This is a genomic window from Amycolatopsis thermalba (assembly GCF_003385215.1).
Classification (GTDB): Bacteria; Actinomycetota; Actinomycetes; order Mycobacteriales; family Pseudonocardiaceae; genus Amycolatopsis_E; species Amycolatopsis_E thermalba.
In genome coordinates this window covers 1-17,949 of the sequence record NZ_PQHW01000061.1, presented here as the reverse complement: position 1 = coordinate 17,949, position 17,949 = coordinate 1, and the positions used below count along the sequence as shown (strand labels likewise).

Annotated in this window: 18 protein-coding genes; 11 read left to right on the top strand and 7 right to left on the bottom strand. The window is 73.1% G+C overall.

Annotated elements, in window-relative coordinates; genetic code table 11:
* Nucleotides 1-35: 35 nt before the first annotated feature.
* On the top strand, nt 36-413 hold the full coding sequence (locus D0D15_RS22555) for an STAS domain-containing protein (protein ID WP_094008483.1): 378 nt from the start codon (nt 36-38) through the stop codon (nt 411-413).
* 30 nt (nt 414-443) lie between these two features.
* Here the strand turns inward: D0D15_RS22555 and D0D15_RS22550 are convergent, their stop codons facing one another.
* A complete protein-coding gene (locus tag D0D15_RS22550; protein WP_094008484.1) occupies nt 444-1,154 on the bottom strand; it encodes a TetR/AcrR family transcriptional regulator in 711 nt (236 codons plus the stop codon).
* A gap of 72 nt (nt 1,155-1,226) precedes the next feature.
* Between D0D15_RS22550 and D0D15_RS22545 the strand changes: the two genes are divergently transcribed.
* Entirely contained in the window at nt 1,227-2,729 is a 1,503-nt protein-coding gene (locus D0D15_RS22545; protein WP_094008485.1) for an FAD-dependent monooxygenase, read from the top strand.
* Nucleotides 2,730-2,805: 76 nt separating this feature from the next.
* Here the strand turns inward: D0D15_RS22545 and D0D15_RS22540 are convergent, their stop codons facing one another.
* Complete coding sequence (locus D0D15_RS22540) at nt 2,806-3,393, bottom strand: DUF4291 domain-containing protein (protein WP_094008486.1); 588 nt, start codon at nt 3,391-3,393, stop codon at nt 2,806-2,808.
* Nucleotides 3,394-3,430: 37 nt separating this feature from the next.
* Here D0D15_RS22540 and D0D15_RS22535 point away from each other — a divergent pair, with 37 nt between their 5' ends.
* The gene (locus tag D0D15_RS22535; protein WP_369806843.1) at nt 3,431-4,009 is read left to right on the top strand and encodes a hypothetical protein; all 579 of its coding nucleotides are present in this window, start codon (nt 3,431-3,433) and stop codon (nt 4,007-4,009) included.
* Nucleotides 4,010-4,027: 18 nt separating this feature from the next.
* Here the strand turns inward: D0D15_RS22535 and D0D15_RS22530 are convergent, their stop codons facing one another.
* The gene (locus tag D0D15_RS22530) at nt 4,028-5,173 is read right to left on the bottom strand and encodes a M20/M25/M40 family metallo-hydrolase (RefSeq protein WP_244214977.1); all 1,146 of its coding nucleotides are present in this window, start codon (nt 5,171-5,173) and stop codon (nt 4,028-4,030) included.
* 185 nt (nt 5,174-5,358) lie between these two features.
* Between D0D15_RS22530 and D0D15_RS22525 the strand changes: the two genes are divergently transcribed.
* From D0D15_RS22525 to bdeA, 4 genes are all read left to right on the top strand, one after another.
* A complete protein-coding gene (locus D0D15_RS22525; RefSeq protein ID WP_115944710.1) occupies nt 5,359-5,739 on the top strand; it encodes an STAS domain-containing protein in 381 nt (126 codons plus the stop codon).
* A 70-nt stretch (nt 5,740-5,809) separates the two neighbouring features.
* Nucleotides 5,810-6,649 (top strand): SAM-dependent methyltransferase, encoded by an 840-nt coding sequence (locus tag D0D15_RS22520; protein WP_094008489.1) that lies wholly within the window; start codon nt 5,810-5,812, stop codon nt 6,647-6,649.
* Between the two features lie 370 nt (nt 6,650-7,019).
* Nucleotides 7,020-9,506 carry a helix-turn-helix transcriptional regulator gene (locus D0D15_RS22515; protein ID WP_094008490.1) on the top strand — a complete coding sequence of 829 codons (2,487 nt, stop codon included), beginning with the start codon at nt 7,020-7,022 and terminating at the stop codon, nt 9,504-9,506.
* Between the two features lie 82 nt (nt 9,507-9,588).
* The gene (bdeA, locus tag D0D15_RS22510; protein WP_094008491.1) at nt 9,589-10,458 is read left to right on the top strand and encodes a bis(hydroxyethyl) terephthalate hydrolase; all 870 of its coding nucleotides are present in this window, start codon (nt 9,589-9,591) and stop codon (nt 10,456-10,458) included.
* Nucleotides 10,459-10,475: 17 nt separating this feature from the next.
* On the opposite strand, the gene D0D15_RS36370 is transcribed toward bdeA, so the two are convergent.
* Nucleotides 10,476-10,646: a hypothetical protein gene (locus tag D0D15_RS36370; RefSeq protein ID WP_167481535.1), complete on the bottom strand. Its 171-nt coding sequence runs from the start codon at nt 10,644-10,646 to the stop codon at nt 10,476-10,478.
* Nucleotides 10,647-10,674: 28 nt separating this feature from the next.
* Complete coding sequence (locus tag D0D15_RS22505; RefSeq protein WP_094008492.1) at nt 10,675-11,418, bottom strand: IclR family transcriptional regulator; 744 nt, start codon at nt 11,416-11,418, stop codon at nt 10,675-10,677.
* A 107-nt stretch (nt 11,419-11,525) separates the two neighbouring features.
* On the opposite strand from D0D15_RS22505, the gene D0D15_RS22500 reads away from it, so the two are divergent.
* Together D0D15_RS22500 and dhaL are read left to right on the top strand one after the other, a co-directional pair.
* The gene (locus D0D15_RS22500; RefSeq protein WP_094008493.1) at nt 11,526-12,524 is read left to right on the top strand and encodes a dihydroxyacetone kinase subunit DhaK; all 999 of its coding nucleotides are present in this window, start codon (nt 11,526-11,528) and stop codon (nt 12,522-12,524) included.
* Between the two features lie 11 nt (nt 12,525-12,535).
* Entirely contained in the window at nt 12,536-13,132 is a 597-nt protein-coding gene (gene dhaL / locus D0D15_RS22495; RefSeq protein WP_094008501.1) for a dihydroxyacetone kinase subunit DhaL, read from the top strand.
* 453 nt (nt 13,133-13,585) lie between these two features.
* Here the strand turns inward: dhaL and D0D15_RS22490 are convergent, their stop codons facing one another.
* A complete protein-coding gene (locus D0D15_RS22490; protein WP_094008494.1) occupies nt 13,586-14,197 on the bottom strand; it encodes a TetR/AcrR family transcriptional regulator in 612 nt (203 codons plus the stop codon).
* Nucleotides 14,198-14,278: 81 nt separating this feature from the next.
* On the opposite strand from D0D15_RS22490, the gene D0D15_RS22485 reads away from it, so the two are divergent.
* Nucleotides 14,279-15,976: an AMP-dependent synthetase/ligase gene (locus D0D15_RS22485; RefSeq protein ID WP_094008495.1), complete on the top strand. Its 1,698-nt coding sequence runs from the start codon at nt 14,279-14,281 to the stop codon at nt 15,974-15,976.
* Between the two features lie 237 nt (nt 15,977-16,213).
* Here D0D15_RS22485 and D0D15_RS22480 read toward each other — a convergent pair whose 3' ends face one another.
* A complete protein-coding gene (locus tag D0D15_RS22480; protein WP_115944709.1) occupies nt 16,214-17,101 on the bottom strand; it encodes an oxygenase MpaB family protein in 888 nt (295 codons plus the stop codon).
* Between the two features lie 51 nt (nt 17,102-17,152).
* Between D0D15_RS22480 and D0D15_RS22475 the strand changes: the two genes are divergently transcribed.
* Nucleotides 17,153-17,827: a GntR family transcriptional regulator gene (locus D0D15_RS22475; RefSeq protein WP_115944708.1), complete on the top strand. Its 675-nt coding sequence runs from the start codon at nt 17,153-17,155 to the stop codon at nt 17,825-17,827.
* The last annotated feature ends 122 nt before the right edge of the window (nt 17,828-17,949 follow it).

Here is a 17,949-nt window from a genome sequence, read left to right as displayed (position 1 = left end):
GGCAGGGCTGTCGCCGAAGGGTAGGCGAGCGCGTCATGTCTCGGGTTCCGCGCGTTCCGGAGGAACCGGCCGGACTCACCACGCCCACACCGCTGCGGGTTTCGGCCCGGTGGCCGGGCGGCGACGTCGCCGTGCTGGCGGTCGAGGGCGAACTCGACCTGGCCACCGCGGACCGGCTGGGGGCGGCGTTCCGGCGGCTCGTCGCGCGCCGGCCGCGAGTGGTCGTCGTCGACCTGAGCGGGGTCGCCTTCCTCGGCTCGTCCGGGCTGGCGGCCATCGCCTCCGCGCTCACCGCGGGTGTCGAGCTGCGGATCGTCGCACCGGGCTCGCTGGGCCGGATCTTCGCGCTCACCGCGCTGGACAAGGTGCTCGACGTGTACGACAGCGTCGAGGAGGCGCTGGCCGCGGGCTGACTCGGCTGCCCGCGTTCACCGGCGCAGGCTTCACCGGCGCAGGGCGGCCTCGATGCCGGTGAGCACGCATTCCAGGCCGAACTCGAAGCGGGTGGCGGGGTCGGTGTCGTCGGCCTCCAGCACCCGCCGGGTGAAGTGCGGGTACCGGCCGGACTCGATGACCTGCCGGACGTAGGCGCCCACCCAGTCGCGCCACTCGTTCTCGGTCATGCCGGTGCGGCGCTGGGCCTCCAGTTCGGCCAGCTCGGCGGACACCGCGCCCAGCACGTGGGTGTTGATCGTGTCCACCACCATCGTCGCGAGCGTCGGGTCGCCGGTCACGCGGGAGACGATGCCGAGCTGGTGGTCGGCGTGCGCGATCACGTGCGGCCCGAGCGCCGGGTGGCGGGTGATCTGCTGGGCGAGCCAGGGGTGCAGCAGCAGCAGGGCGCGCTGGCGGCGGGCGAGCTGGGCCAGCTCCGCGCGCCAGTCGTCGGTGGGTTCCGGGAGCGGTTGCTCGCCGATGATCGTGTCGACCATCAGCTCGAACAGCTCGTCCTTGCTCGCCACGTGCCGGTAGAGCGAGGTGGTGCCGGAGTCCATTTCCGCGGCGAGGCGCCGCATGGACAGCGCGTCCAGCCCTTCGGCGTCGGCGATCGCGATGGCCGTCCGGACGATCTTCTCCTCGGTGACGACCGGGCGCGTCTTCGCGGTCCGGTCGCGCATCCAGACCATCGTCGGCGGGTTCTTCGCGCGCGGCATGGGCACAGCGTACTTCTTGGGTACAGTGTGCCCATAGCGGGAACGCTGTTCCCGGAAGAGAGGAGAAGGCTCGTGTCGGATGTGGTGATCGCCGGTGGCGGCTCGGTCGGGCTGGCTGCCGCGGTGTTCCTGGGGCACCACGGGGTGCGTGCGCACGTGGTGGAGCGGCGGGCGGGGCTGTCGGAGCACCCGCGGGCACTCGGCCTCAGCCCGCGCACGCTGGAGTTCTTCCGCGAGGCCGGGCTGGGGCCGGCGCTCGAGGCCGTCGCGGTCCGGTCGACCGCGATGTGGAAGGCGGACGCGCGCACGGTGGCGGAGATCGACCCGGCGGACGCGCCGCGGCACCCGTTGCCGGCGCTGTCGGAGGTCTCGCCGGAGACGCCCCGCGGGCACTACCCGCAGGACCGGCTCGATGCCGCGCTGCTGCCCGCCGCGCGGGAGCGGGGTGCGACGGTGGAGTTCGGTGTGGCCGTCACCGGGGTCGAGCAGGACGCGGACGGGGTGTCGGTGACGCTGTCGGACGGGCGGATCCTGCGGACGCGGTACCTGGTGGGCGCGGACGGGGTGAACACGGCCGTGCGCCCGGCGCTGGGCATTGGCACGACGGGGCCCGGCGAGGTGGGGGAGCCGGTGCTGAACATCCTGTTCGAGGCCGATTTGACCCGGTTCTTCGGCACGATGCCGACGATGGTGGAGATCCGGCACCCGGACGTGCGGGGGATGCTGCTCAGCGTCGGCGAGCGGCGGTGGGTGCTGCACTCGGGCGCGCCCGGGACGCCGGAGGAGCTGATCCGCACCGCGCTGGGCGCGGAGGTGCCGGTGACGGTGATCGCGGCGAAGTGGTGGCGGCCGACGCTGCGGATGGCGGAGGCGTTCCGCGCCGGGCGGGCGTTCCTGGTGGGGGACGCGGCGCGGGCCGTCTCGCCGCTGGGGGCGTTCGGGCTGAACACGGGCGTGGCCGACGCGCACAACCTGGCGTGGAAACTGGCGATGGTGCTGTCCGGACAGGCCGGCGACCGGCTGCTGGACACCTACCACGACGAGCGGCACGCGGTGGCGGAGCTGGTGACCCGGCAGGCGGTGCTGCGGTGGGAGAACCCGCGGCTGCACTGGGACCCGGCCGCGGCGGCGGAGCGGGCGGCGGCAGGGGCGTGGAACGCGCCGATGGTGACGATGGGCTACCGCTACGACTCGGCCGCGGTGATCGACGCGGTGCCCGAGCCACCGTCCACAGAGGATGTGGCGGCGGCGCTGGACGGCGCGCCGGGATCACGCCTGCCGCACCGGTGGGTGTCGCCCGGGGTGTCCAGTGTGGACCTGGTGCGCTCCCGGTTCACGGTGTTCGCGGGCACCCCGGACTGGGCGGAGGCGACGGACAAGGCCGCCGCGCGCCTGGGAGTTTCGCTGGGTGCCGCGGTGGTGCCGGACCCGGCCTGGCTTTCGGCCGTCGGCATCGCGGGTGGTGGGGCGCTGCTGGTGCGCCCGGACGGTTTCGTCGCCTGGCGCACACCGGTGCCCGTGCCGGAGGCGGACGCGGCACTGGAGTCGGTGGTGGCGCGGGTGCTGGCCCGCTGACCGGCCGGTTCGGCGGGCGGCGATCGCGTCGCCGGGGGCGCACGGTGGTCCTGAGAGACCGATGCCGATGCGGCCGCTAGCCGGCGCCGATGCGGGAGGCGAGTTCGGCGCTGACCGGGTAGGGGCGTTCGGCCGGGAGGAGTGCGCGGGCCTCGTCCAGGCGGCGGTCGCGGACCAGGGCCTCGATCTCGTGGGCGCGGTCCGTCTCGTCGGTCAGGCCGGTGATCCACTCGTCGACGTAGCGGTCCGCGGCGTCGCCGGACAGGCCGATCTGGATGGCGCGCTCCGGGAGCGCCCGCAGGTGCAGGTCCTTGTCCGGATCCCACTGGATGCGCACCGGGCTGGTCGCCAGCTGCCGTCGCCAGGCGGCCTCGCTGGGGTGGTGCCGCGGGGCGAACGCGGACAGGCACGAATGCGCCAGCGCCCATTCGAAGCCCGCGCGCGTGATCGTCACCGCGAGGACGCGTTCCTGGCCCGGCTTGCGCGCCCAGCCGCTGCGGTGGGCCATCCACAGGAACGACGGTTTGATCCAGGTCATGCGGCCACGCTTGAACGGCGGTACGAAGGTGCCGGCGCGCAGGGCGGGCCCGGCGATCTCCGGCGAGTAGGCCTGGTACACGACGATCGTGTCGTCGTCGTACCGGGCGCGGATTTCGTTGCTCATGTGGGTGATCTTCGGGCATCGGCGCAAGCGGTCTTGCGTGCGAGACTGGGGCATGCTCTTCGACCGCGCGGCGATCGAGGGACTCGCGGAGGGCCGCGTCACGGTGGCCTTCCGCAGGTGGGACGCGCCCCGCGTGCGGCCCGGCTCGCGGATGCGCACCGCGGCCGGGGTGGTCGAGGTGACCTCGGTGGACGAGGTCACCACGGTGACCGACGAGGACGCCCGGGCCGCCGGCTACCCGTCCGCGGCGGAGCTGCCCGACCGCGGCTCGGGGCGGCTGTACCGGATCGGGTTGCGCGTGGCGGGCCCGGACCCGCGCGTGGCCCTCCGCGCGGCGGCCGATCTGACCGACGACGACCGGGCCGCGATCGGCGCCGCGCTGTGGCGGATGGACCGGGTGGCGGACGTACCGTGGACGGGCGCGTTCCTGAGGCTGATCGCCGAGAACGAGGCCGTGCGGGCGGTCGACCTGGCGGCGCGGGCCGGCCTGGCGCGGGACGTGTTCAAGCGCCGCGTCCGGCGCCTGAAGGAGCTGGGGCTGACGGAGAGCCTGGAGGTGGGCTACCGCCTCTCCCCGCGAGGCCGGGCATTCCTGGACGGCGGCGAGCCCCGGTGACCGAACCGCCGGAGCGGTTCAGGCCAGGGACGTGAGCACCGCCGCGGCGAGGGCGCTTCGCTCCAGCATGCCGGTCACGCTGATGTGCTCGTGGCGCGCGTGGGCCCCGTCGCCGATGGCGCCGAAACCGTCGAGCACCGGGACGCCCAGGGCGGCCACGAAATTGCCGTCGCTGGCGCCGCCCACCGCGCACTCCCGCAGCGTCACCCCCATCTCCGCGGCCAGGTCCCGCGCCCGCGCGAACAACGCCGCGATCCCGGCCGACCGCTCCATCACCGGCCGGTTCCAGCCACCCTCCACGGTCACCGTCGCGCGCGGGTCCGCCGCCGTCAGCCCCGCCAGCGCGGCCTCGATCCGCGCCGCCTCCGCCGCGCTCGACACCCGCACGTCGACCTCGCCCCAGGCCGCGCCCGCGATCACGTTCCCGCGCGAACCGCCCCCGACCACACCGACGTTCACCGTCGTCCCGGCCGCCAGGTCGGTCAGACCGTGCAACGCCAGCACCACCCGGGCGATCTCGTCCACCGCGCTCGCGCCCTTGCCCGGGTCGAGCCCGGCGTGCGCCTCCACGCCCGTGGCGGATATCCGATATATGCCCACGCCCTTGCGTGCCGTCTTCAGCGCGCCGTCGGCCGCCGCCTCGAACACCAGCGCCGCCTGCGCCCCGGCCGCCGCCGCCTCGATCACCGGCCGTGACACCGGGCTGCCGATCTCCTCGTCGCCGTTGAGCACCAGCCGCACCGGCGGCCGCGGCAACCCCGCCGCCTCCAGCGCCCGCAGCGCCCACACCACCTGCACCAGCCCGGCCTTCATGTCGAACACCCCCGGCCCGGTCGCCCGGTCACCGTCCACAGTGAACGGCCATCCGGCCAGCGTCCCCGGCGGCCACACCGTGTCGTAGTGGCACAGCACCAGCACCGGTTCCACACCGGACCCGGCGTAGTCGTACACCCGGACGTCGCCGAACTGGCCGCCCCCGGTCACCCGCACCGACGCCGGCTCGACCAGCCGCGCCCGCAGCCACCCGTCCAGCCAGGACAGGCCGGCCTCCAGCAGCGGCCGGTCGGTGCTCGGCGTCTCCAGGCCGACGTACCGGCCCAGGTCGCCGACCATCGCCGCGCGGTGTGCCCGCACCCACTCGTGCAACGCCCGGACCTCGGTCACGGCATCCGCTCCAGTTCCCTCAGGTGATCTTCCGACCTCAGCCTGAGTCCGGTCGCCGCGTCCCGCAAGAGGGCGAGCACCGCCGGCAGCAGCGGCACCCGCGCGATCCGAAGATCGGTGGACAGTCCCCAGGTCGCGTGGTAGGACAACCGCACCGGGCCTCGTGCGGAGGGGAGGGCGACGGCATGTCCGGAAGCACCTCCGCCGACGGTCTGCTCATCATCCGCCGGGAGACCCGCGGCGCGGCCGTCGTCGTGCACGTCGCCGGTGAGGTGGACTTCAGCTCGCTGGCGCACCTCCAGGACGAGCTCAACACCGCGGTGACCGTCGCGTCCCCGCCCGCGCCCGTCGTGCTCGACCTGCAGGAGGTCGGGTTCTTCGGCTGGTGCGGGCTGACGCTGCTGGTCAACTCCGACGACCGCTGCACCCGCAACCACACGCCGCTGCGGGCGGCCTCGGCGAGCGGGACCGTGCTGCAGCCGCTGAAGCTCGCCGGTCTGGACCGGGTGCTGCCGGTGTACGCGAGCGTGTCCGAGGCGCTGGCCCCGTCCACGTCGCCGGCGTGAGGGCGCTTCCACGCAGCGGACGCGGACCACTACTGTGTGCTCACCCACCCGCTCGCGAGAAGGTGTTGTGATGGCTTCTTCGCCCAGCCAGGTGCCCGTTGGCGTCGACCCGACCCGGCCCAGCATCGCCCGCGTCTACGACGGTTTCCTCGGCGGCAAGGACCACTACGAGGTCGACCGCGCGGTGATGCGCAAGATCAACGAGGCGGTCCCCGAGGCGGTCGACATCGCCCGCGGCAACCGCGGCTTCCTCAACCGCGCCTGCCGTTTCCTGGCCGGCCAGACCGAGCTGACCCAGTACCTCGACTGCGGTTCCGGTCTGCCGACGGCGGAGAACACGCACCAGATCGTGCAGCGCGCCAACCCGGAGACGACGGTCGTCTACGTCGACAACGACCCGGTGGTCCTCGCGCACGGCCGCGCGCTGCTCGTGGAGAACGACTTCGTGCACATGACGGAGGCGGACATCTTCCAGCCGTCCGAGGTCCTCGGCGACGAGGTGGTCCGGCGGCACCTCGACTTCAGCGAGCCGCTCGTGCTGCTGCACGTCGGCACGATGCACCACTACGAGGGCGACGGCGCGGCCGGCATCATGCGCGCCTACATCGACGCGCTGCCCTCGGGCTCCTACGTCGTGTTCTCGCACTTCTTCGACCCCGAGGTGCCGGAGCTGACCGAGGTGGCGAAGCGGATCGAGAACATCCTCGTCAACGGCCCGATGGGCGCCGGCCGGTTCCGCACGCGCGCGGAGATCCTCGCGATGCTGGACGGCCTGGAACTGATCAAGCCGAACGCGCTGTCCGAGCCGGGCCTGTCCGTCTGCGACGAGTGGTGGCCGGACGGCCCGCGGCTGGCGCCGTTGAGCCTGGCCGCGCGGTGCATCGCCGGCGCGGTGGGTCGCAAGCCGTAGGGGACGCGGAGTCTTCCGCGTGCCCGTCCAGCGGTCCGCGCGGTGCGGAAGGCGCGCGAGCGGGGCGCGGACGTGCCGGGATGTGGCCCGGGCCGGCGCTGTCGACTGGGACCGGTCGGTGCACCGCGGGCCGTAGTGGACCCTGCCGCGGTCGCGTGCAGCTCTCGCAACCGTGGCCTGCCGAGGAAGATCGATGAGCCGGGCGCACCCGGGTGTTGCCGCCCGCGGCTGTTGCGCTTCGCCCCGGTGGGTCGCAAGCCGGAGGAATTTGTCACGCGCGTGCGTGTCACCGGCGCAAGAACCGGCGGCCCGGTGAGTTTCCCACCATCGTCTCTTCCCGGCGCCCGGGGCGGCTGGGCACGATGACCGCATGGGCTCCGATGACCAGGTGGTCCTGCGTGGTCGCGATCGTGAGCTGACCGTCCTGCGCCGCGCGCTCGCCGACGCCCGGGACGGCCGCGGCGGCGGTCTCGTCGTGCTCGGTGAGCCGGGGTCGGGCCGGACCGCGCTGCTCGCGGCGGCGCGGGCCGAAGCCGACAGGTTCACCATCCGCTCGGCCCGGGGCGTGGCCGCCGAACGGCACCTCCGCCACAGCGGCCTGCTCCAGCTGCTGCCGGAACCGGCCGATCTCCCCGCGGACCCGCTCGCGCTCGGCTGCGCCGTCCACGCGGCACTGGCCGCCGCGGCGCCGCTGTTGTGCCTGGTCGACGACGCCGACCTGCTCGACGCCGGATCGCGCGACGCGCTGGCGTTCGCGGCCCGGCGGCTGTCCGGCAGCGGGGTGCTCGTGCTGTTCGCGGCCGGGTCGCCGCTCGACGGGCTGCCCGGGCTGTGGCTCGAACCGCTGGGTGCGGAGGCCGGCGCCCAGGTGCTCGCCGACCACGGCGTCGCCGAACCCGCCCCCGACCTGCTCGACCTGGCCTCCGGCAACCCGCTCGCCCTCACCGAGCTGGCCGCCGCGCCGCGGATCCCGCCGCAGAGCCGACTGCGCCGCGCGGTGCGGGACCGGCTCGCCGCGCTCGGCCCCGGCGCGCGGGAGATCGCCCTGATGGCCGCGCTCGACGACTGGCTCGAAGTGGACACCCTGGTGCGCGCCACCGAACGGTCCGGAGTGGACCTGCGCGCGCTGGAGGAGGCCCGCGAAGCCGGGTTCGTGCGGCTGGACGGCGACCACGTCCTCGCCACCAGCCCGCTGCTGCAGGCGCTGGTCCGCGAGGAGGCGCCGCTGGCCGACCGGCGCGCCACGCACACCCTGCTGCTGTCCGTCCTGGACCCGCGGCGGCACCGGCTGCGCTGCACCTGGCACCGGGCCGCGCTCGCCGGGAGCGCGGATCCGAAGCTGGCCGGTGAGCTGCTGGAGTCGGCGTCGGAGTTCTGGCTGGCCGGGCGGCCCCGGCGGGCGCGGGCGCTGCTGCGGCAGGCCCGCCCGCTGGCGCGGGACACGTCCCTGCGCGGCGTCGCCGACCTGCTGCAGGGCAGCCTGGAAATGCGCGAGGGTATGCCGGCGGTCGCCAGCCAGACGCTGCTCGTCGCGGCGAACCAGCTCGCCGGGTCCCAGCGCGACCACGCGCTCACCGCGCTGATGCTCGCCGGCGAGGCGAGCTGCGTGGCGGGGGATTACGTGCGGTACTACGCGATCGCCGACCGGGCTCAGCAGCTGCGCCGCCCCGACGACTCCCCGCGCACCCGGCTGATCCTGGACCACTTCGCCGGCATGAGCGACGCCTTCCGCGGGCGGCACGACCGCGCGGCCGCGCCCCTGCGCCGGGTCGTCGGGCTCGGCGGGGTGCTCGACGAGCCGGTGGCGAAGATCTGGGCGAGCCAGGCCGCCTACACGCTCGGCGACGCCGCCCGCGCCCACGAACTGGCCGTCGGCGCGGTGACCGCGGCCGGCAGCCGCGGCACGACGGCCGTCGTCCCGTGGGCCCTGGTGTACGTGGCGGTGTCCGAGCTGCTGCTCGACCGGCACTCGGCGGCGCTGTCCAGCGCGCTGGAGGGGCTGCGCATGGCCCGCACCATCGGCCAGCCGAACTCGGCGGTCGACCACCTGACGATCCTCGCCCTGGAGGCGTCCCTGCGCGGCGACCGGGACACCGCGCAGGCCAGGCTGGACGCGGCCGCGCACGAGGTCGCCACCCGCGGCCTCGGCCGGCCCGGCGCGCTGAGCACGTGGGCGTCGGCGTGTGTCGACCTCGCCGAGGACCGGCCGGAGGACGCGCTGGACCGGTTCCGGCTGATGGCGGCCGGCACCGGCCGGGTGCACCCGGGCATCCGGGCGATGGCGACCCCGAACTTCGTCGAGGCCGCGGCACGCTGCGGGCAGCACGTCAAGGCCGCCAAGGCCCTGGCCCCGTACGAGGACTGGGCCCGCAGCACCGGCTGCGACGTGCGGATGGCGCTGTCGCACCGCTGCCGCGCGCTGCTCGGCGAGCCGGACGCCGACGAGCACTTCGAGACCGCGATCGAGCTGCACCGCGCCAGCCAGACCGCGCTGGAGCTGGCCAAGACCGAGCTGTTCTACGCGCACCGGCTGCGCCGCAACCGCAAGGCCCGCGCCGCGCGCGAGCTGCTGCGGGACGCGCTGAAGATCTTCCAGCGCTACGACGCGCCGCGCTGGGCCGAGCGCACCACGGCCGAGCTGCGGGCGGCGGGGGAGTCGGTGCCCGGGTGCGCCAAGCCGGGCGGGCTGACGCCGCAGCAGATGCAGATCGCGCGGCTGGTCGCCGAGGGCGCGACGAACCGGGAGATCGCGGCCCAGCTGGTCATCAGCCACCGCACGGTCGACCACCACCTGCGCAACATCTTCGCGCGGCTGGGCATCCGGTCCCGCGTCGAGCTGGCCGCCCGCTACCGGTGACTGGCGATTTCACCGATGCGCGTGGTTGCGGGCTTTTGCCACGCTCGCCTGGTTCCCCTCTCACGGAAAGGGAGTTCGAACAGTGCGACGTTCACCAAGACACCTCTCCCGGCTGGTCACGGCGCTGGCCCTGGTCGCGGGCACCGCCGCCGCGACGGCCACCGCCCAGGCCGCCGACAACCCGTACGAGCGCGGCCCCGACCCGACCGAGTCGAGCATCGAGGCCAGCCGCGGCCCGTTCGCCGTCTCCCAGACCACGGTCTCGTCGCTGGCCGTCACTGGCTTCGGCGGCGGCACCATCTACTACCCGGCCGACACCAGCCAGGGCACCTTCGGCGCGGTCGCGATCTCGCCCGGCTACACCGCCGACCAGTCCAGCATCGCCTGGATCGGGCCGCGCCTGGCCTCGCAGGGGTTCGTCGTGTTCACCATCGACACGATCACCCGCTACGACCAGCCGTCCAGCCGGGGTGACCAGCTGCTCGCGGCGCTGGACTACCTGACGCAGCGCAGCTCGGTGCGCGGCCGCATCGACAGCAGCCGCCTCGGCGTCGCCGGGCACTCGATGGGCGGTGGCGGCACCCTGGAGGCGGCCGACGAACGGCCCGCGCTGCAGGCGGCCGTGCCGCTCGCGCCGTGGAACCTGCGGAAGAACTTCTCCAGCGTGCAGGTGCCGACGTTCATCATCGGCGGCGAGTCGGACTCGGTCGCGCCGGTCTCCTCGCACTCCGAGCCGTTCTACACGTCGCTGCCCAGCAGCCTGGACAAGGCGTACATGGAGCTGAACAACGCGTCGCACTTCTTCCCGAACACGTCCAACACCACGATGGCCAAGTACATGATCTCGTGGTTCAAGCGGTTCATCGACAACGACACCCGCTACGGCCAGTTCCTCTGCCCGAACCCGAGCGGGCTGGCGATCGAGGAGTACCGGTCGACCTGCCCGTACTGATGCTCCGGGGCGGCGGATCAGGAGTCTTCGCGCTCCTGGTCCGCCGTTTCGCCGCGGTGCTCGTCCTCCGCGTTGCCGCCTCGGGGGCCGAAGCCCGGTGCCGGTTCCGGCGCTCCGGGACCGGGGTCCGCGGCGGCGATGCGCTCTTCGCCCAGGTACGGGTCGGGTTCGAACGGTGAGGTCGTCATGCCGGCCGGGTACCCGGCCGGCGCGTGATCATGCCTGCGCCGGCGGCCAGGACGGCGCGCCCAGCTCGCGGGAGATCGCCCGCGCCGCCTCCCGCACCGCGCTCGGCACCGCGGGGCCGGCCGGCCAGTCGGTCATCGGCACCACCACGCCGATCGCCCCGGCGATGTCGTGGGCGGCGTCGAAGATCGGCGCGGCCACGCAGCATTCGCCGATCACCGCCTCCTCCACCTCGGTCGCCAGCGCCTCGCCGCGCACCTGGGCCAGGTGCGCGGCCAGCTCCGCCGGGTCGGTGACGGTGTCCCGGGTCATGCTGCGCAGCGGTTCCGGCGCGAGGTCCGGGGACCAGGCCAGCATCGCCTTGCCGAGCGCGCTCGCGTGCGCCGGGATGACGATCCCGACCTCCGGCATCTGGCGGGAGCCGTCCGGGCGCGGCTCGTGGTGCACGATCATCACCTCGCCCGGCAGCAGCACCCCGGTCCGCACCGCGAACCCGGTCGTGCGCGCCAGCTCGGCCGCCCAGGTCAGCGAGCGGGACCGCAGTTCGAGGGTGTCCAGGTAGACGTTGCCCAGCTTGAGCACGGCGGGCCCGAGCCGGTAGCGGGCCGAGCCGCGGTCCTGCAGCACCAGGCCGTGGGCCTGCAACGTTTTGATGATGCCGTGCACCGTGGACGGCGCCAGCCCCAGCCGGGCCGCGATCTCGGACAGGCTCAGCCGCCGTTCCGCCTGCAGCACGGCGAGCACGCGGACCGCCCGGTCGACGGACTGGATCATCGGTGCACCCTCCTGCCCGCCAGCACTTTACAACAGCCGCCCGCCGTTCTATCTTCGTACGCGATTCGACAATGTCGAATGATGGTCGACGATGACGGAGGGGTGGCATGGCGGTTCGCCAGCTCGTGAACGATCCGGACGATTTCGTGCGGGAGGCGCTGGAGGGGCTCCAGCGGGCGCATCCGGACCTGGTCCGCTACCACGAGGACCCGGCGTACGTGGTCCGCGCGCGGCAGGCGGACAAGGTCGCGCTGGTCTCCGGCGGCGGCTCCGGGCACGAGCCGCTGCACACCGGTTTCGTCGGCGCCGGCATGCTGGACGCCGCCGTGCCGGGCGCGGTGTTCGCCAGCCCGACGGCGTTCCAGATCCGCGCGGCCATCGCCGCCGCGGACCGGGGCCGCGGGGTGCTGCTGGTCGTCAAGAACTACACCGGTGACGTGCTGAACTTCCGCATCGCCGCCGAGCTGGCCGCCGACGACGGCATCGAGACGCGGACCGTCCTCGTCGACGACGACCTCGCCACCGACGGCCAGGAGGACGGCGCGCCCGGCCGTCGCGGCACGGCGGCGGTCGTGGCGGTGGAGAAGATCTGCGGCGCGGCGGCGGAGAACGGCGCGTCGCTGGACGAGCTGGCCGCGCTGGGGGAGCGGATCGTGTCGTCGGCGCGCACGATGGCGCTGGCGCTGGCGGCGTGCACGCAGCCGGGTCAGGACCGGCCGTCGTTCGACCTGCCGGACGGCGAGATCGAGTTCGGGGTCGGCATCCACGGCGAGCACGGGGTGGGGCGGCGCCCGTACGCGCCGGTGCGGGAACTGGTGGCCGATCTGACCAAGCCGCTGGTGGCCGCGCTGGGCCTGGACCGGGGTGACGAGGTGATCGCGATCGTCAACGGCCTGGGCGCGACGCACGGTCTGGAGTTGTCGGTGGTGCACCGCGAGCTGGGCCGGTTCCTGGACGGCTTGGGTGTGCGGATCGGCCGTGCGCTGGTCGGGTCGTACGTGACCGCGCTGGACATGCGGGGCTGCTCGATCACGCTGCTGCGCGCCGACGACGAACTGCTGGCCCTGTGGGACGCGCCCGTCCGCACCGCGGCCCTGACCTGGTGAAGGAGACCATTGTGGACACTCGTGCGTGGATCGAGCGGTTCGCCGCCGTCATCGACGAGCGCGGCGCCGAGCTGACGGAGCTGGACCGCCGCGCCGGTGACGGCGACTACGGCACCAACCTCCGGTCGGCCCTGGGGAAGGTGCGGGCGAACCTGGCCGCCGACGACCCGCGAACGCCCGGTGCGGTGTTCACCGCGGTGTCGGACGCGTTCCTCAACACCGGTGGCACCAGCGGTCCGTTGTTCGGCATGTGGTTCCGGGAGTTCGCCAAGGGCCTGGGCGACGAGGTGACGCCGCGGAGCCTGGCGGCCGCGGCCGGCGAGGCGGAGGCGACGGTGCGCCGCCTGGGCGGAGCCGAGGTGGGCCACAAGACGATGGTGGACGCGATGGTGCCGGCGGCGCAGGCGCTGGCGGCGGCGGCGGAGCGCAACGCCGACGTGGAAACCGCGCTGAAGGAAGCGGCCGCCGCGGCGGACGCGGGAGCCCGCTCGACGGAGCAACTGCTGGCGAAGCGCGGCCGGGCCAGCTACGTCGGGGAACACGCGCGCGGCGTGACGGATCCCGGCGCGCTGACGGTCGCCTGGTTCTTCGAAGCCGCCACCGAATAGCCCGGGGTGGTGCGGCCACATGGGGTGCGGCCGCACCACTCCGCCACAGTCCCGGTGCCTGCGATGCCGCGAGCCCGGCCAGGCCGTGTGGGGAATCGCTGGCTGGCGATCATTGCCCGGCAACACAACGCCGCGCCTCGCCGAGCTGCCCGCCGCACCGGCAAATCACCGCCCGGCAACACAACGCCGCACCTCGTCAAGCCGCCCGCCGCACCGGCAAACCGCCACCCGGCAACGCAAAGCAACAACCCCCCGAACCACTCCGCCTCCCGCACCCGGTCCCCAGCCCACATCGGTTGCCGAGCAGCGGGGTCAAGGTACTCTTTCCAGCCTTGACGCCGCTTCTCGGCAACCGAACACTGAGAGATCGGGTTCGGGAGGGCACCCAATCGGGGCGTAGCGAAGCGAAGCCGGCGCTTCCAGCCGCGCGCAGCGCAAACACCCGCGTAGCGCCTACACGTCCACTCCAACCCGAGCAGCCAACCCCGCGAAATGCTCCCCAAAAACCCGCTTCGCGCGCTTCCGCAACCGAGCCCGCCCAATTTCATCGGACCCCGCCAGCAGCCCGGTCCCGGCGACGAGCGTCCCCAGCACGTGCACCTCGTACCGCAGATCCAGTCCGCGCGGTAACTCCCCGTCCTCGACGGCCTCGGCCAGGTGCGCTTCCACCCGTTCGGCCCAGTCGCGGTAGCCCTCGCCGAACCCGCCTTCCCGCACCTGCCCGGGATCGTGCGACCAGAACGCGAGCCAGATCTGCCAGCAGCGGAACCGGACCTCGTCCAGCGGCAGCAGCGCGAGCGTCGCGGCCTCGGCGGCGGCCAGCCCGCGCTTGGAGCCGATCGCGGCGAGCACCCGCGCCGAGGCGACCGCCGCGTTGTGCCGCAGCACCGCGTCCATCAGCTCGGCCTTGTCGGCGAAGTAGTGCGTCACCGAGCCCGTCGTCACGCCGGCTTCGGCGGCCACCGCGCGCAGGGTGGTGTCGTTGGGGCCGTGGGCGGCGACCAGCCGCCACGCCGCGTCGACCAGCTGGTCGCGCGACTGCGGATCGCGAATTCGCCGTGCCATCGTCCCGCACCCTCTTCCATAACCACTGTTACGTAACGCATGATACGTAACGCCGGTTATGCGGATCAACGAGGAGCGAGCATGGACCTTGCGCAGGAGTGTGCGGCGGAGGCCGCCAAGCTGACCGTCCCCGGGCTGCTGCGGCGGAATGCCGAACGGTTCGCCGGCGAGCCCGCGCTGACCACCGGCGAGGACACCGTCACCTGGTCGAACCTGCGGAACCAGGTTGCCGGGTTCGCGCACGGCCTGGCGCGGCTGGGTCTCGCGCCGGGCGAGCGCCTGCTGATCATGATGTCCAGCCGCCCCGAGCACTGGGTCACCGACCTCGCCGCCGCCCACCTGCGAGCGCTGCCGTGCACCGCCTACCACACGTTGAGCACCGAGCAGATCAGATATGTGGCACGGCATTCCGCCGCGACGGTCGTCGTCCTGGAGGGTGCCGCCGAGCTGGACCGGTGGCGCCCCGTCCTCGGTGATCTACCGGCGCTGCGGCACGTCGTGGTGCTGGAGGACGTCGAGCTGCCTGGGGACAGCCGGTTCGTGCACTGGGCGGACGTGCTGCGGCGCGGCACGGCGGCGCACCGGGCGGACCCGGCCGCCTTCGAGGGGTTCACCGACGCGATCGAGCCGCACGAGCCGGTCGGCATGATGTACACCTCGGGCACCACCGGCGATCCGAAGGGCGTCGTCCTGACGCACTACAACGTCATATATGAGGCCGTCGCGCTGGACCGGCTGGTGCCGATGGCCGACCACGCGCCGACGATCGCCTACCTGCCGCTCGCGCACATCGCCGAGCGGGAACTGGCGATCTATCGCGCGCTGTACAAGGCGTCGCACGTGCACATCTGCCCGGAGCCGGCGCAGGCGGTGACCACGCTCGCCCGGGTGCGGCCGCCGTCGTTCTTCGGAGTGCCGCGGGTGTGGGAGAAGCTGGCGGCCGCGCTGCAGGCGGCTTTCGCGGCGACGCCGGAGGACCAGCGCGGCGCGATCCTGACGCAGCTCGGTCTCGACGGGCTGCAGTGGCCGGGCAGCGGTTCGGCGCCGCTGCCCGCGCCGGTGCGGGAGTTCCTGGCGAGCGCGGGGATCGACGTGCACGAGGTGTGGGGGATGAGCGAGACCACCGGATGTGCCACGGCGAACATCCCGGGCGCGGCGAAGCCGGGGACGGTCGGGCGGCCGCTGCCCGGGGTCGAGCTGCGGATCGCCGGGGACGGCGAGATCTTCGTGCGCGGCCCGATCGTGTTCTCCGGGTACCTGCGGGCCGACGGCACGGTCGAGAAGGTGACCGACGCGGACGGCTGGCTCGCGACGGGGGACATCGGCAACCTCGACGAGGACGGCTACCTGACGATCACCGACCGCAAGAAGGAGCTGATCATCACCTCCAGCGGCAAGAACGTGGCGCCGACCAAGATCGAGGGGCTGCTGAAGGCGCACCCGCTGGTGGGGCACGCGGTCGCGGTCGGGGAGGGGCGGCCGTACCTGACGGCGCTGATCGCCCTGGACGAGGAGGCGGCCCCGGCCTGGGCGAAGGCGCGCGGGATCAGCGGGAGCCTCGCCTACCTGGCCGGCCACCCGGCGGTGCGAGAGGAGATGTCGAAGCTCGTCGCGGCGGTGAACGGCCAACTGGCGCGCGCCGAGCAGATCAAGAAGCACTCCATCCTGCCCGAGGCGTGGTCCCCGGAGTCGGGCGAGCTGACGCCCACGCTGAAGCTGAAGCGCCGCGTACTGCACGACCGGTTCGCCCACGAGATCGAGGCGCTGTACCGGGACTGAGCGCGGTGGCCGAGGATGCGGTGGGGTGGCCGCTGGTTTCGCAGGGCCGCTGGTGGAGTTGAGTCACTCAGGAATCCGGGAAGCGCCTCCCGGAACTGCCCGGCCTCGTCCCGAGGTCGAGGACGCCTGCCCACTCGTACCTGATATATGCCGGAAGCGGCTCTCATTCCCGCGAGCCGCTTCCGGCATACAGGTCACATGTGACCGGCCAGGCCGCCTGCGCGCGGTTACCGGATCTCAGCGCGCACGGCGCCGCAGCAGGGCTGGGTCGATGTCCGCCGGTGGTTCGGGTGCTCCGAGGTCCGACGGTGAGTACCCCTTCGGGTAGCCGGGGTAGCTGCGGACCTTCGAGTTCAGCAGCTTCGACTTCCGGCGCGGCGGCAGCAGCGGCCCCACCGCGGCCCGCGCGCGCAGTCCCGCCCGCGCCGCGCGGCCCACCCACGCCGGGCTCGGGCGGAACCCGAACGCCGCGAGCATCCGGTCGTCGAGCAGGCTCTTGGCGCCCATCGCCACCGCCGGGCGCAGGGGCTTCGGAAACCACGCGCAGAACAGGTCCAGCGTGTACCGCCCGATCCGGTGATTGTCCGGCGAATATACGAAGTTCGCCTCCTCGTAGGCGTCCTTGAACTTGCGGAACGCGTCGAAGTCGCCGGGGATGTCCTTGATCCCCATGCGCCTGCCGACCTCCCGGAAGTAGAAGTACGCCGCCTGGCGCTCGTTCTCGTGCAGCGGCCGCCAGCCGAACGAGTCGATCCAGTCGATCGGGTCGTAGACGAACGTCGACAGCACGTACAGCATGTCGTCGTTGCTGATGCGGTACCGGCCGTGCATCCGGTTGACCGTGCTCAGCGCCTCCCGCCCGCGCGGCGAGTCGTACCCGTGCTCCGCCAGCTCCGCCATCAGCACGGCCGTGTCGTCATAGCGCTTCTGCGGCCGTTTCTCGAACTCGCCCGTCGCCGCGAGCAGGTGTGAGATGCTCGGGACGCAGTACGTGCGGAACAGCGCGAACTCCAGGGCCCGCTGGTAGTCCCACGGGAACTCGAAGCCGATGGAGATGCGGTAGATCTCCTGGTGGTCCCGCTCGGGGTCGCACCGCTCGATCCGGCGCAGCCAGTATCCGGTCATCGCCAGCCTCCTCGTTATCCAATATCCTATATCTGACAGAAGGAGGGCACGATGCCGCGATCCGGTCTCACCCGCCGGCCCCAGCTGGCCGACGAGGTGGCCGCGCACCTGCGCAACATGATCATGTCGGGTGAGGTCCGCGCGGGGGAGTTCCTGCGGCTGGACCAGATCGCGGCGGACCTCGGGGTGAGCGTGACCCCGGTGCGCGAGGCGCTGGCCGCGCTGCGCGGGGAGGACATGGTCGAGCTCGAACCGCGCCGCGGGTACGTCGTGCAGCCACTGTCGCGACAGGACGTCGAGGACATGTTCGCGGTCCAGTCCGATCTCGCGTGCACGCTGGTCGGCCGCGCCACGCTCCGGCTCACGGCCGAGGACGTGCAGCGGTTCACGGCGATCAACGACGACCTCCTCCGCGCCGCCGAGGCCGCCGACGCCGCCGAGCTGGAGCGGCTGGAGTACGAGTTCCACCGCGCGATCAACCTCGTCGCCCAGTCGCGCAAGCTGTCCTGGCTGCTGCGCAACGTCTCGGTGTACCTGCCGCAGCACTTCTACTCCACGGATGCCGAGTGGCGCTTCGGAGCCGTCCGCTCGCACAAGAAGCTCCTGCGGGCGCTGCACCGGGGCGACGTCGAAGCCGCGATGGCCGAGACCCGCAAGCACGTCCTGGACAGCGGCGCCCGGCTCATCGCGCACCTGGAGAAGATCGGGATGTGGTCGCAGGGCTAGTGTCCTGAGTCGTTAATTCGAGTTCAGCTGTAGGGTGCGGCATGCCGAATCCGAAGCTGCCTGAGTTGGCCTTGTCCGTTGATGAGGCACAGACGTTGCGGAACTGGGTGCAGCGGCGGAAG